Annotated in this window: 10 protein-coding genes; 5 read left to right on the top strand and 5 right to left on the bottom strand. The window is 71.1% G+C overall.

Annotated features, from left to right (window positions below):
• Together MFF06_RS14660 and MFF06_RS14665 are read right to left on the bottom strand one after the other, a co-directional pair.
• Window positions 1-278: CsbD family protein (locus MFF06_RS14660; RefSeq protein WP_238205133.1), on the bottom strand; the 278-nt coding region annotated here is incomplete at its 3' end.
• Between the two features lie 299 nt (window positions 279-577).
• The gene (locus MFF06_RS14665) at window positions 578-2,038 is read right to left on the bottom strand and encodes a helix-turn-helix transcriptional regulator (protein ID WP_238205135.1); all 1,461 of its coding nucleotides are present in this window, start codon (window positions 2,036-2,038) and stop codon (window positions 578-580) included.
• A gap of 643 nt (window positions 2,039-2,681) precedes the next feature.
• Between MFF06_RS14665 and MFF06_RS14670 the strand changes: the two genes are divergently transcribed.
• The 3 genes from MFF06_RS14670 (at window position 2,682) to MFF06_RS14680 (ending at window position 4,565) form a co-directional block, all read left to right on the top strand.
• The gene (locus MFF06_RS14670) at window positions 2,682-2,870 is read left to right on the top strand and encodes a hypothetical protein (protein WP_238205137.1); all 189 of its coding nucleotides are present in this window, start codon (window positions 2,682-2,684) and stop codon (window positions 2,868-2,870) included.
• 84 nt (window positions 2,871-2,954) lie between these two features.
• Complete coding sequence (locus MFF06_RS14675; RefSeq protein WP_238205139.1) at window positions 2,955-3,335, top strand: hypothetical protein; 381 nt, start codon at window positions 2,955-2,957, stop codon at window positions 3,333-3,335.
• Window positions 3,336-3,404: 69 nt separating this feature from the next.
• Window positions 3,405-4,565 carry a glycosyltransferase gene (locus tag MFF06_RS14680; protein WP_238205141.1) on the top strand — a complete coding sequence of 387 codons (1,161 nt, stop codon included), beginning with the start codon at window positions 3,405-3,407 and terminating at the stop codon, window positions 4,563-4,565.
• 22 nt (window positions 4,566-4,587) lie between these two features.
• Here MFF06_RS14680 and MFF06_RS14685 read toward each other — a convergent pair whose 3' ends face one another.
• Complete coding sequence (locus MFF06_RS14685; RefSeq protein WP_238205143.1) at window positions 4,588-5,964, bottom strand: NAD(P)H-dependent oxidoreductase; 1,377 nt, start codon at window positions 5,962-5,964, stop codon at window positions 4,588-4,590.
• Between the two features lie 417 nt (window positions 5,965-6,381).
• Here MFF06_RS14685 and MFF06_RS14690 point away from each other — a divergent pair, with 417 nt between their 5' ends.
• Together MFF06_RS14690 and MFF06_RS14695 are read left to right on the top strand one after the other, a co-directional pair.
• Entirely contained in the window at window positions 6,382-7,290 is a 909-nt protein-coding gene (locus tag MFF06_RS14690; RefSeq protein WP_238205145.1) for an outer membrane protein, read from the top strand.
• A gap of 234 nt (window positions 7,291-7,524) precedes the next feature.
• Complete coding sequence (locus MFF06_RS14695) at window positions 7,525-9,318, top strand: IlvD/Edd family dehydratase (protein WP_238205147.1); 1,794 nt, start codon at window positions 7,525-7,527, stop codon at window positions 9,316-9,318.
• A gap of 263 nt (window positions 9,319-9,581) precedes the next feature.
• Here MFF06_RS14695 and MFF06_RS14700 read toward each other — a convergent pair whose 3' ends face one another.
• Both MFF06_RS14700 and MFF06_RS14705 read right to left on the bottom strand, forming a co-directional pair.
• The gene (locus tag MFF06_RS14700; protein ID WP_238205149.1) at window positions 9,582-10,355 is read right to left on the bottom strand and encodes a FadR/GntR family transcriptional regulator; all 774 of its coding nucleotides are present in this window, start codon (window positions 10,353-10,355) and stop codon (window positions 9,582-9,584) included.
• A gap of 105 nt (window positions 10,356-10,460) precedes the next feature.
• The gene (locus tag MFF06_RS14705) at window positions 10,461-14,045 is read right to left on the bottom strand and encodes a PAS domain S-box protein (RefSeq protein WP_238205151.1); all 3,585 of its coding nucleotides are present in this window, start codon (window positions 14,043-14,045) and stop codon (window positions 10,461-10,463) included.
• Window positions 14,046-14,167: the final 122 nt, after the last annotated feature.

Below are 14,167 nucleotides of genomic sequence, written 5' to 3' on the forward strand. Positions count from 1 at the left end.
ATGGGGTATTCGGCGACTTGGTGTCCGACCTCGCGGGCGCCCTCGCGCAGGGTATGGCCGCCGCGCTCGTAGGCGTCCTCGGCAAGGTCGTAAGCCTCGTCGGCCACATGCCGGACGGTGTCCTTGGCCTGTCCGTAGGCGTTCTCCGCCCGGCCGGCCGCCTCGCGCGCCCGCCCCTCGACGGAGTCCCGCCGGGATCCGGTGAGGTCGCCGACCGCGCCCTGCACCTTGCCGCCGAATTCCCTGGCGGCTCCCGTGATCCGATCCGTATCGACCATGCCGTGTTCCCTCGTGTTCGCTGGTTTCGTGGGCGGAGGCGACGAGCCCCCGCATCCCGTCTCGGCGGAGCTGCCGGTGCTCCGCACGTCCCTCGGCCTCGACCCGGACCTTGCCGGGCGTTCGGCCTTACCGGTTCCGCACCGCGCCGCGAGCCGAGGCTTCTGGGCCGATGGTGTGGAGATGAAGTCGTGTCTGTGATCGCCGACCGACCGCCCTTCGAAAGATGGTACCGTGTCGTCGTCCAGATGTGCGCTGCGTGGCGGCAATCAATAGTAACGGCGTACTGGTAGGCTAATCTTCATTCTCCAAGTGCATGAAGGGGGAATCCGTTCTCCCGCCCCCAAACGATTGCCTCACTACGCTTGTGGATGCCGAGCTTGCGGTAGAGCGCGGCGCCGTGATTGCGCACGGTGTTCCGGGACAGGTTGAGCTTGCGCGCGATCGCGTCGTCGTTCAGCCCCGAGCAGATCAGGTTCAGGATCTGCCGTTCCCGAACCGTCAGGGTGGGGAGCGACGGGTCGTGGTCGCTCCGGCTCGGGCGGCGCAGGTTGGCGAGCTTGTCGATCAGGCCGCGGCTGAACCACGACGTGTCGGCCATCACCGTCTCGATGGCCTCGAACAGCTCCCGCTCCGTGTGCTTCCGGTCGGTGATGTCCTGCAGGACGAACAGGGCGAAGGGCGCGCCGTTCATCTCGACCCGCTCCACAGAGACGAGGCAGTCGAGGTTGATGCCGCTGCCGTGCCGCAGGCACACTTCCTGGCCGAGGGCGCAGCCGTCCGCGCCGAGAATCGCCTCGACGTGCATCCGCTGCTTCGGGTTCACCCACAGCCCGGCCTCGTCGAGGCTGCGCCCGATGAGGCCCTCCTCGCTCATCCCGAAGACGCGCGTGAAGGCCTCGTTTACCCCCGTCACCTTGAAGTCCTCGGCCCGCGTCAGCGCCGTGGGGACCGGCGTCATGCGGAACGCCTTGGCGAAGCGCTCCTCACTCTGGCGGAGCGCGGTCTCGGCCTTCCGGCGCAGTTCGAGGTCGGCGAAGGTGAAGAGCATGCAGGGCTCGTCGCCCATCTCGATCGGTTGGCCCGCCACGATGACGAAGCGGCTGCCGCCGTCGGGCAGGTCGAGGCACGCCTCCATCTGCGGAACGGTCCCGCCCTCCTTCAGGCGGCTGACCGCGAGGTCACGGTTACGGGCGCCGGCCAGGACATCGACCTCGTAGACGCTCTGGCCGATCACGGCGTCGCGGGTGAGCCCGGTCATCTCGAGGAACCCGAGGTTGACCTTTACATGGCGCAGGTCCGACAGGCGGGTGATCACCGCCGGGGCGGGATTGGCATTGAAGGCTGCCTCGAAGCGGGCCTCGGCCTCGAACTGGTCGGTGACGTCCTTCAGGATGAGGGCGAGGCAGCTCGGCTTGCCCTCCCGGTCGGTGGCCACGAGGCTGCGCAGGGAGTGCACGAAATCCGTGTCGGGCTTGTCGGCCCGGCGGACCTCCACCACGACGTCGTGGAACTCTTCGCCCGCCACCACCCGCTCGATCGGATACTGGTGCGGCTCGATCTTGTTGCGGTAGCGCAGGCAGAAGCGCTCGCGGTAGTCGTCCACGGTGGGCCCGAGCTCGTCGAGGCTGCCGGCGCCGTGCATGGCCAGCGCCGCCTCGTTGGCATAGGCGATGGTCTGGTCGGGTTCGACCAGGATCACGCCCTCGCTCAGCCCGGCGATGATCTGCCGGAGTTCATGCCTGTCCACACCCGCCGTCACCCTGAGCCTGCCTCCCACTCCTTCGATCGACGCCGGTTCGACCGTCGAGGGGCACAAACGGGTTGCGTGCAAGCGGGTTCCGGTTTTGCAGCGAATTCTTTGGTACGCATGTATCACAGGAGCGAAATTTTCGGATTAACTCCAGATTGGCCCTGGCGCGAAAACAGGCGCATCGTGAGGAAGTTACGACCGCTCGGACCCTGCCGGGTCCGGCACCTGGCGGCCGGGGCCTTTCCTGGCCGGCCGGGCCTCGACGTAGGCCCCGACTGGGCGGGACGCCTCGCCGCATCGCCCACCGGGCGAGCGGACGCCCTTCGGAGCGATCGAGACATTCGGCCCGCCATGCGGCCTTTCCTCAGGTGATCCGAAGAATTTCTCGCGTACCGGTAGACCTGTCTCAGGGCGCGCGAGCAGATCTCCCCCATATCCACTGTAGCGAGGCCGCGAAGCATTGCCCGATGGCCCCGCGCAGAGTTCCACGAGGTTGTGCCGCCGCGTTGTCCGACCGGCGCCCGGCACGGCCGCGAGGCCGGGCGTTGCGCTGCTCCGGGCGCGCGCCCGGCCCGTTGCGGACTCGATCCTCCAGGCGCGACGCGCTGGAGCCCCTGCCCCCTTCAGCCCCTGCCCCCTTCGAGGAGTTCCGATGGCCAATCCAGGCCCTCCCCCGCCCGCACCGGCCGACCCGGAGCCCGGCGACGCGCCGGACCGTCCCAGGCCGCTCGGACCCGACGAGCCCTCCGCCCCCCTGGACGACCAGCCGAAAGGGCCGCGTCCGGGCATCGGCCCGGACGATCCGCCCGGCGACCCGAGCGGGCCGGACATCCGGGCCTGAAGTCACAACGGCTGCGGCCTCATTCTTTACCGCTTGCGCCCATGATGGGCGCAAGCCCCGTACGATCACTCTGACGAGACGACGATGAAGCGACCCTTCCCCACGGCTCCCGCCCTCGCCTCGCTGGCGCTCCTCGGCCTCGCGGCGCCCGCGGGCGCCGCGCCGGCCGCGAACCGCTTCGACGGCGGCTGGTCTGTCACGGCGACGGGCGAGACCGGCGATTGCGCCGGTCCCTACCGCTACGCCATCGTGATCCGGGACGGGATCGTCGACGATGCCGGGGGCAGCGATGTCGATGCCTCCGGCCGCACGGCGTCCGACGGGCGGATCACCGGAACGATCCGCAAGGGACTGGCCAACGTCGCCGTCTCCGGCCGCCTGCGCGGATCCGCCGGCACCGGCCGCTGGACCCTGACCGGGCTCGGCTCCTGCTCAGGCCGCTGGACGGCCCGCCGCTCGAGCTGACAGGCGGCGCCGGGACGGCGTGCATCGGCTTGAATCCGTGCTGTTGCGTCTGCGTACGAGGTCCACGCGGTGCGAGACGATTCTGCTTCCGCCGGCGCGCCTGTCGGATACCTCGACCCCACCGTCCACCCCCGGCAGGCCGGCCAGAGGGTGATCGACGTGTTCGTCCACATGGCGCGCGACAAGGACGCCGATGCGTGGCACCGCCGCTGGCGGGCCGGGGATCTCGTCGGCGTGAACGATCCCACCCCCTACGGCTACGGCCGCGCGGAGGCGATGGGATGCCGCGTGCGGTTCTCCACCTCCCGGCGCGAAAATCCCCTGGAGACCCTGCTGCGGCTGGGCCTGCGGGCCCTCACCGGGTTCGATCCCGTCCATGCCTTCCGCCAGCGCCGCGCCCTCCGCGCCGCCGACGTGGTCTGGACCCACACCGAATCGCAGTTCCTGGCCGTGGCGGCGGTGCTGCCGAGGCGCGGCGGCCCGAAGGTGATCGCGCAGAGCGTGTGGCTGTTCGACCGCTGGGAGGGCCTGCACCCCCTGCACCGGTGGCTCTACACCCGGCTCATCCGCCGCCTCGACGTCCTGACCTTCCTCTCGCCCGTCAACATGGCGGTGGCGCAGGCCGCCTTCCCGGAGAAGGCGTGCCGCTTCGTGCCCTTCGGCATCCCCTCCGAACGAATGCTTGAGGTCGGCCCCCGCCGCCGGGCCCGGCTCACGGTCGTCGCCCCCGGCAACGACCGGCACCGCGACTGGGCGATCCTCGTGGAGGCGGCCTCCGCGCTGCCGGACGCGCGCGTGACCATCCTGTCCATGACGGCCCCTAAACGCCTCGCGCGGGGACGGGCCGGGGTGAGGATCAAGGTGGCCGAATCGAACGAGGAGTTGAACGGCCATCTGGCCGGCGCGAGCGTGGTGTGCGTGCCCTTGAAGCCGAACAGGCACGCGAGCGGCATCACGGTGATCCAGGAGGCCGTCCTGGCCGGCGTGCCCGTGGTCGCGACCCGCACCGGCGGGCTCGACGCATATTTCGGCCCGGACGAGATCAGGTTCGTGGAGGCGGGCGACGCCGGGGCGCTGCGGGAGGCCCTGGCGGAGATCGCCCGCGATCCCTCGGGTGCCGCCGCCCGGGCGAGGCGCGCTCAGGAGCGGATGCGCCGCGACCACCTCGGCGCGCAGAGCTACGTCGCACGCCATGTGGCGCTGAGCCGGGAGCTGCTCGGCCGGGCGTGATCCCGGCCGCCGTCGGGCGCGGTCAGGCGGCCTCGCCGAGGCCCTTCTCCCGGCGGAACACGGCTTCCATCTCCTGCCGGAAGGCGATGGCCTCGTTGGCGCCCGCCGTCCCGTCCTTCAGGCGCACATCCGTCCAGCGGACGGGCTGTCCGGCGGCCACGGCCTGGCGCAGGGTCAGGCCGTGGGCGAGCCCGATCGGCACGGCGCCGAGCCGGAGCGAGGTCTCGGCGGGCACGACCTTGCCGTAGACGGTGTAGCCGCCTTCGCCGTCCAGGGTCTCCCCCTCCTTCAACGCCCGCTTCGAGACGGCGATGACGTCGCCGCGCCAGTCGAGGGTCGATCCGGTGGGCTCGCCCCGCGTCGCGATGCTGGCCACCGAGGTGCCGAGTTCGAGGCCGATCAGGTGGTAGGGCTTGTACATCGCGGCGTAGCGGCCCGATTCATCGGTCTTGAGCCCGTATTGCCGGAAGCAATCCTCCACGTACCGCGTCGGCGCCTCGAACACGGCGTAGACGCCCCAGCGCAGGTCGCGGAACACCGGACGACCGTCGCGCTCGATGGAAGAGACCACCTCGACCGTGCCCTTCCGGGGGAGGATGCCGCCCTCCGAGACCGGCCGCAGCACCGTCGGCAGGTCATCCACGCCGCAGGCCGGGAAGGCGAGGCCGTCGTCGGGCGGACTGAGGTCGCAGCCGTTGGCCACCGCCGCCATCTCCAGGGCGGACTTGGTGCCGTCGAGGAAGGAGTTGAACATCTGCGGGTTGAAGTCCCCCCCCGCCACTTGGCTTTCGCTGAAGCCGTAATGGCCCCAGACCGTGTCGGGGGTCGATGCGTGGTAGACCGGCAGGTACTTCGTGCCCTTCCCGGCGCAGACCACCTCGAACCCGGTGGTCCGCGCCCAATCCACCAGTTCGGCGATGAGGGCGGGCTGGTCGCCCGAGGCCATGGAGTAGACGATGCCTGCCTCCGCGGCCCGGCGGGCCAGCAGCGGGCCGGCCAGCGCATCCGCCTCGACGTTGACCATCACCACGTGCTTGCGGTGCGCGCAGGCGGCGAGGACGTGCCGGATGCCGGCGGCGGGGCTGCCCGTGGCGTCGATCACGATGTCGATGAACGGGCTCGCGATCATCGCCGCCGAATCGTCGGTGACGAAGGTCCGCTCGGAGCGGGCGGCATCCTCCAGCGAGGCGGCGGCGAATCGCTCGTCGGCCCAGCCGACCCGGCGCATCGACGCCCGCGCGTTGGCGGGGGAGAGGTCGGCGACCCCGACGAGATGGATGCCCGGCGTGCGCCACGCCTGGGACAGGAACATCGAGCCGAACTTGCCGGCGCCGATCAGGCCGACGCGGACGGGGTTCCCTTCCGCCGCCCGGCGCTTGAGCTTGGCGAACATCGACATGGCGTTCCTCCGGTGGGCGTGTCCCGGCCCGCCCCGCGATGTGACGGGCTTCGGCAGCGCGTTCTTGTGGAGCTTGTACCGGCACCGGCCCGATGGACCTATCCGAGGGGCTGTCAGATCCGGCATTTTCTCTCGCGGAAGACGCAAGGGGATGGTCCGGATCAGGAGACGGTCGGCCTGTGAGGGTGATCGGCCCTTTCGCACGGCCGCGCCCGGCCCGACGCGACACGGCCTATGGTCCTCACGGCGTTGGGTTTTGGATCAGTCGAGCCGGCGGAGAAAAACAGAAATCGCGCCGCGCGCGTCACGATCCGGCCTTAGATCGGACGCCGGTGTGCCCTCGCCGACACAGTCTGCGGCCCCGCTTTCCGTTATGGTCGGCATCGATCGGGACAGAGTTCTGGGGATCGTTTAGTTATGAAGACACTCGTTACCACGTTGGCCGCCTTCACGGCCCTCACCGCCGCCGCCTCGGCCGCCGACCTTCCGCGTCGCGCCGCCCCGCCGCCGGTCTTCACCCCGGTTCCGGTCTTCACCTGGACGGGCTTCTACGCCGGTTTCAACGCCGGTTACGGCTTCGACGCCTCCTCCGGCAACCGCGCCCCGACCGTGATCGGCGTTCCCGCCGGCGCCACCGTCCCCGGCAGCGTCTTCGCTGACGGCGTTGGCCCGACCACCGGCGTCGTCGCCTTCGGCAACAACCGCAACAACGAAGGCTTCGTTGGCGGTGGTCAGATCGGCTACAACTACCAGTTCACCCCGGGTTCGGGCGTGGTGGTCGGCCTCGAGGCCGACGCCCAGTACGTCGACTTCGGTCGCCAGCGGAACCGCTTCGCGTTCGCCGCCCCGGCCGGCTCGACCATCGTCCCCGGCACCCTCGTCTACAACCCGAACGGCCTGTCGGGCCTCGACTACTTCGGCACCGTGCGCGGCCGCCTCGGCTACGCCTTCGACCGCACCCTCGTCTACGCCACGGGCGGCTTCGCCTACGGCTCGGGCGGCGGCCGTCAGTTCGGCACCGGCGTCTCCTCGAACGACTTCCAGACCGGCTACGCTGTCGGCGGCGGTATCGAGTACGCTCTCCCGACCGACTCCTTCCTGAACTTCTTCCGCTCCTCGGCCGTGACGATCAAGGTCGAAGGTCTGTACGTGAACCTGCAGCAGGACCGTCGCGTGGCCGGCGCCTTCGCCACCACCGCCAACGGCACCACCTACTCGATCAACTCCCCCGGCGTGACCCTCGTCTCGGGCCCGGCCAACCTGCGCCGCGACACCGAGTTCGCCGTCATCCGCGCCGGCGTGAACTACAAGTTCGGCACCTACTAGGATCCGAATTCATAGCGCCGGTCCCGACCCCGTCGGGACCGGCCACCTCGAAGGGCGTGGGGTTCTCCCCGCGCCCTTTTTCGTGTCCGCCTTCCGCCCCGCGGGCCGCGTCGGCCGTCGCCGCCGCGATTGTCAGCGTATTTGTCCGAGTATAGAACCGGTCTCGCGTCCGCCGCGACGCGCCGACCCCGGCGCCGCCGCGACCCCCGTTCTCGCATCCGGACCGGCCCGCCGATGACCGCCTCCCGCCCCAAGCTCCGCTCCCGCGCGTGGTTCGACAACCCGGACAACATCGACATGACGGCGCTCTACCTGGAGCGCTACCTCAACTACGGGCTGACCCTCGACGAGCTGCGCTCCGGCAAGCCGGTCATCGGCATCGCTCAGACCGGCTCCGACCTCTCGCCCTGCAACCGCCACCACCTCGTCCTGGCCGAGCGAATCCGCGAGGGCATCCGCGAGGCGGGCGGGATCGTGATGGAGTTCCCGGTCCATCCGATCCAGGAAACCGGCAAGCGCCCCACTGCCGGCCTCGACCGCAACCTCGCCTATCTCGGCCTGGTCGAGCTGCTCTACGGCTATCCCCTCGACGGCGTGGTGCTCACCACCGGCTGCGACAAGACCACCCCGGCCTGCCTGATGGCGGCGGCGACGGTGAACATCCCGGCCATCGCCCTGTCCGTCGGGCCGATGCTCAACGGCTGGTACAAGGGCCAGCGCACGGGCTCGGGCACCATCGTCTGGCGCGCCCGCGAGATGCTGGCGGCGGGCGAGATCGACCATGACGGCTTCATCAAGCTCGTGACCTCGTCGGCCCCCTCCACGGGCTTCTGCAACACGATGGGCACGGCGACCACCATGAACACGCTGGCCGAGGCGCTCGGCATGATGCTGCCCGGCACCGCCGCCATCCCCGCCCCCTACCGGGACCGGCAGGAGGCCGCCTACCTCACCGGCAAGCGCATCGTGGCGATGGTGGCCGAGGATCTGAAGCCGTCCGACATCCTCACCCGCGACGCCTTCCTCAACGCCATCGTGGTGAACTCGGCCATCGGCGGCTCGACCAACGCGCCGATCCACCTCGCGGCCATCGCCCGCCATGTCGGCACCGAACTCGACGTGACCGACTGGCAAACCCACGGCCTCGACGTGCCGCTCCTCGTGAACCTGCAGCCGGCCGGCACCTACCTCGCCGAGGACTATTACCGCGCCGGCAGCCTGCCCGCCGTCGTCGCCCAGCTGATGGACAAGGGGCTGATCCGCGAGGACGCCCTGACCGTGAACGGCCGGACCATCGGCGACAATTGCCGGGGCACCGAGATCGGCGACGAGGACGTGATCCGCCCCTTCGACCGGCCCCTGAAGGAGGCGGCCGGCTTCCTCGTGCTCAAGGGCAACCTGTTCGACGCGGCGATCATGAAGACCAGCGTGATCGGCGAGGAATTCCGCAACCGCTACCTCTCGAACCCGGACGACCCGGAGGCCTTCGAGGGCCGCGTCGTGGTGTTCGACGGGCCGGAGGACTACCACCACCGGATCGACGATCCGTCCCTCGACATCACCGAGGACACGCTCCTCGTGATGCGGGGCGCCGGACCCGTGGGCTATCCCGGCGCCGCCGAGGTGGTGAACATGCGGCCCCCCGCCCACCTCATCAAGGCGGGCGTCTTCGCCCTCCCCTGCCTGGGCGACGGGCGCCAATCGGGCACCTCGGCCTCGCCCTCGATTCTCAACGCCTCCCCCGAGGCGGCGGCGGGCGGCGGCCTCGCCCTCTTGCGCACGGGGGACCGGGTGCGGATCGACCTGCGCCGGGGCACGGCCGACATGCTGATTCCCGACACGGAGATCGCCGAGCGCCGCAGGGCCCTGGAGGCGGCAGGCGGCTACGCCTATCCGGCCTCGCAGACGCCCTGGCAGGCGATCCAGCGCGCCGCCGTCGGCCAGATGCACACGGGGGCGATCCTGGAGGGAGCCGAATCGTTCCAGCGCATCGCCCAGACGAAGGGCCTGCCGCGGGACAACCACTGAGACGGTGACATCGCCTCTCCCCGTCCAGGGCGTCTTCGGGTCGATCCGGGTCGCTTGCTTGACCGTCTTTGAGAGCGAAGCGACGCAATCCGGGGCAACGGGCCGTGTCCAGGCATGGCGCATCCCTGGATTGCTTCGCTCACGCTCGCCATGACGGAGGGGGCGACGACCTTTCCGGCCGGACAATCAGGACGAGGTCATGGCCGAGGGTGCGTTGCCCCGAGTGTCCACCCGATGCCGCACGCGCGCAGGGGAAGTCCCCCTCACGCCCTCATCGACAGTTCGGTATCCGCCAGTGCCAAGCGCACGAGTTCGGTCATCGCCGCGCGGGCGGCCTCGGCGTCGCCCGCGACGATGGTGTCGAACAGGGCCCGGTGGTCGGCGATGGGGTCGCGGGGGATGCCCCGGCGGCGATGCTTGTAGATCGTCGTCCAGGTGACGGCGGCGGCGATGGAGCTCGACAGGGCCAGGAGCGGCCCGTTGCCGGCCGCCTCCAGGATGGCGTTGTGGAAGGCTTGGTCTGCGGCGCGGCCCTCCTCGCTCGCGAGGCCGAGGCGGGCCATGTCGTCGAGGGCCCGGTCCATCCGGGCGATGAGGGGCTCGGTGCGCCGGGCGGCGGCGAGGGCGGCGGCGGCCGGCTCGACGATCATGCGCAATTCGAACAGGTCGCGGATGAGGGTCTCGCTCGGCTCGCCCTCGAAGGCCCAGGCCAGGATGTCGGGATCGAGGAGGTTCCAGCGGCTGCGGGCGCTGACCCGTGTCCCGGTCTTGGGGCGGCTCTCCACCAGACCCTTGGCGCTCAGGATGCGGATGGCCTCCCGGTAGGCCGTCCGCGACACGCCCAGTTGCTCGGAGAACTCGATCTCGCCCGGCAGGACGTCCCCGGGCCGGTGCCGTCCGGCGAGGATCGCCGCCCCGAGGGTGCGCGCGACCGAGCCATGAATGCGTTCGCCGACCGTGGCCAGCGGCAGTCGGACTTCCTCGCCTGCGCCGCAGCCCCGCACCGTCGCCCCTCCTCCCGGCGCGCCCTGCTGCACGCCGCGTCCAAGGCGTAGAACCCGGGCTGCACGCACGCAAGGATGGAATGGGCGGGTCCGCCCATCCGCTTGTGGGACAAAGCGAAACGCGCCAGCCGCGGCCGGTCAGGCTGCCTGCATCAGGTTGATCTCCTCGACGACGGCGGCGCTGTGCGCCCTCAGGTCGGCCAACACATGATCGTAGTCGAGGCCGGAGCGGCAGGCGGCCTCGACGTCCCGGCACAGGCGCGCCAGATCGACGAAGCCGAGCATGGCGGCGGCGGCGATCATCGCGTGGGCGTCCTGGGCCACGTCCTCCCGCACGGGGCGGAGGGACGCCTCGCCGAAGCGGGCGTTCAGTTCGTCGGCAAGCGACTTGAGCAGCCCGAGCACGCGCTCGCGGCCGACCACGTCGGCGATGGCATCGAGGGCGGCAGCCTCGGGAACGGGGCGGCCCCGCCCCGGATCGCCGGCACGGGCCTGCGCCAGCCGGTCGATTGCATCGAGGAGGTCGCCCCGGATGAAGGGCTTGCCCACATGCCCGTCCATGCCCGCCTCGCGGAACTCCGCGATCTGCTGCGGCAGGACGTTGGCGGTCAGGGCGATGATCGGCACCCGGCCGAGGGGCGCGGCCAGGGCGCGGATGTGCCGGGTGGCGCTGACGCCGTCCATCACCGGCATCTGCACGTCCATGAGCACGACGTCGTAGCGGTTCGTCTCGACCGCCCGCAGGGCCGCCGCGCCGTCGGCCACGACGTCGACGGTGTGCCCCACCCCCTCCAAGATCGCGCAGGCGAGGTCCTGGTTCAGGGGCACGTCCTCCGCGAGGAGGATGCGGCGCGGCTTGCGCGCCCGGCCATCGCCCTCGTCGCGGGCGGAGGGGCGCACCGGGGCGGCGAGGCGCAGGGCGACGAAGAAGGAGAAGACCGAGCCGGCGCCCTCGGTGCTCTCCACCGAGACCGTCCCGCCCATCAGCTCCACGAGGCTCTTGCAGATGGACAGGCCGAGACCGGCCCCGTCATGGGCACGCCGGTAGGAGCCGTCCACTTGGCTGAAGCGCCGGAACAGGCGGTCCTGCTTGTCGGAGGGGATGCCGATGCCGGTATCCGTGACCCGGAAGGCGAGCCGCACCATCTCGCCCTCGCAGCGCTCCACCGCGACGGAGAGATCGACCCCGCCGGTGGTGGTGAACTTGATGGCGTTGTTGAGGAGGTTCAGCAGCACCTGCCGCAACCGGTCCTCGTCGCCCGCGAGCCAGGGCGGCAGCGCGGGGTCGAGGGAGACGGCGAGCGACAGGCCCTTCGCCTCGGCGAGCCCGCGCACGATGGAGAGGGTGTTGTCGATGAGGGAGGCCGGGGAGAAGGGCCTGCAGGCGATCTCGAACTGCCCCGCCTCGATCTTCGACACGTCGAGGATGTCGTTCACCACCGTGAGCAGGGCGGCCCCGGCGGAGCGGATGCGCGTGCCGTACTGCCTCAGGCGGCCGCCGATCCCGCTCTCGGCGAGGAGCAGGTCGGCATAGCCGATGATGCCGTTGAGCGGTGTGCGGATCTCGTGGCTCATGGAGGCCAGGAACTCGGACTTGGCGCGGCTCGCCGCCTCCGCGAGTTCCCGCGCGGCCTCGGCCTCGCCGGTGCGCTCCGCGACGCGCTGGGCGAGGGTGGCGTTCAGCGTCCGCAGGGCGTTCTCGGCGGCGTCGCGGGCCGTGTCGTCGCGGACCGTGAGGACGGCGCCGATCTGGAGGCCGTCGGCGTCGCGCAGGGGTTGGGCGTTGCCGATCGCCAGCACCTCCGCCCCGTCCGGGCGGCGGATGCGCCAGCGGACCTCCCGGAGGGTCTCGCCGCCCACGGCCCGGCTGAGCGGCAAGTCGAGGGGCGGATAGGGCTGCCCGTCCTCGGTGAAGAGGGAGTAGGTCGCGCTGTAGTCGTCGGGCTCCACGTCGAGGCGGGAGACCCCGTGGATCGCGGCGGCGGCGGCGTTGACCAGGGTGATCCGGCCGGTAGCGTCCGTGACGATCACCCCCTCGTCGAGCTGGGCGAGGATGGCGGCGCTGGCGGCGGCGTCGAAATCCGTCTGGGCCTGCATCTGCCGGAGGCGTTCCTGCGCCTCCGCCCAGCTCTGCGCCTCGCCCCGCCGGGCCGCCTCCTCGGCGGCGACGCGGGCGCTCACGTCGCGCAGCGTCGAGACGAAGCCGTCCGGCTCCCCCGTCACCGGATCGCGGGCCAGGGCGAAGGCGAGTTCGAGCCAGACCCAATGCCCGTCCCGATGCCGGTAGCGCAGGGGCAGCGGCTGCCGGTCCTCCCCGGCCAGCAACAGGGCGAGGGAGCGGGAGAAGGCGGGCTCGTCCTCGGGATGCACGAAGTCGATGGGCTTCGTCCCGATCAGATCCTCGGGGTCGTAGCCCAGGATCGGCGTGACGGCGGGGGAGACGTAGCGGCGGGTCGTGTCGGGATCGCTGAACACGATGATGTCGCTCGCGTGTTCGGCGATGAGCCGGTAGCGGCGCTCGCTCTCGCGCAGGGCGCCCTGCGCCCGCCGCTTCACCGTGACGTCGCTGAAGCTCCACACGCGGCCGCCCTGGGAGAGCGGCTCGCTGCGGACCCGGAGGACCGTCCCGTCCGGGCCGACATGCTCGCCCCCCGCCTCGTTGAGCGCGGCGGCACCCTGGTCCTCCCGGTGCGCCCGGACGGCGGCGAAGGAGGCCCCTTCGGCGAGCAGCGCCTCGGGTACCCCGAGCATCGGCGCGATCCGGCCGTTGCGGAACCGGATCCGGTCCTGCCCGTCCGTGACGACGAAGCCCTGCTCGATGGTCTCGCCGGTGACGCGCAGGAGTTCGGCGGCCTCCGCCCGCGTCGCCTCGGCGCGCACCAGGGCGGTGACGTCGAGGCAGATGCCCTGGAGGGCGATAAGCTTGCCGGCGGGGTCGCGCTCGTCGATGCCGCGCACGCAGACGTGGCGGATCTCGCCGTCGGGTCTGACGACCCGGGAGCGGTGCTCGTAGCCCCCCCGGGCGAGCTTGCCCCGCCCGTTGAGGGCGGCCTCGACCCGGCGCATCACCTCGGCGCGATCCTCGGGATGGTAATAGCCGAAATGCGTCTCCAGCGGCAGGGCCTCCAGGAGGGCGTTGCGGCCGAAGATGGTGGAGATGCCCGCCGACCACGCCAGCGTCCGCGTGGCGACGTCGAGGCGCCAATGGCCGAAGGAGGCGGTGGCCTCCGCGATCCGGCGGGCGGCCTGGGCGGAGACATGGCGCGCCTCGCTGATGCGCAGGCGATACTCCGCATCGACCGCGCGGAGCGCTCCCGTCGCCAGCCGGGCCGCGTCCGCGAGGCGCCGCCAGACGAGGTCGTCGGGATCGGACCGCTCCGCGTCATCGACGACGCAGAGCGTGCCGATCCTGTCGCCGTCGACGCCGTGGAGGGACGCGCAGACGCAGAACGCCACCCCGGCGGGTAGGTCGGTGAGCCGCACGGTCCCGTCCGCGCGCTCCATGCCCTTACGAAAGGCCCCGTGCGCCGCGATGGCCTCGGCGCGGTCGGCCTCGATCCCGCTCCGGCCGGCCACGAAGGCCCCCCCGTCCCGGTCCAGCACCGCGAAGGCGGCCGGCGCGCCGAGGAGGGCGCAGGCGACCGAACAGGCCGGATCGAGAATCGTCCCGGCTTCGTCGCTCGGAAAGGTCACCAGGGACGAGGCGTATACCGCACCGAACAAGGGGCTCATCTCTCCAGGCGCAGGGGGCGGACCACGACCGGATCCGCACTCGTGGACCGGCGTCCACGCGCTCCATGCTTTTTGATACAGTTGTCCGCGCTAATCTTACAGCGAATCGAATT

The sequence above is a fragment of the Methylobacterium aerolatum genome (assembly GCF_022179085.1).
Taxonomy (GTDB): Bacteria; Pseudomonadota; Alphaproteobacteria; order Rhizobiales; family Beijerinckiaceae; genus Methylobacterium; species Methylobacterium aerolatum.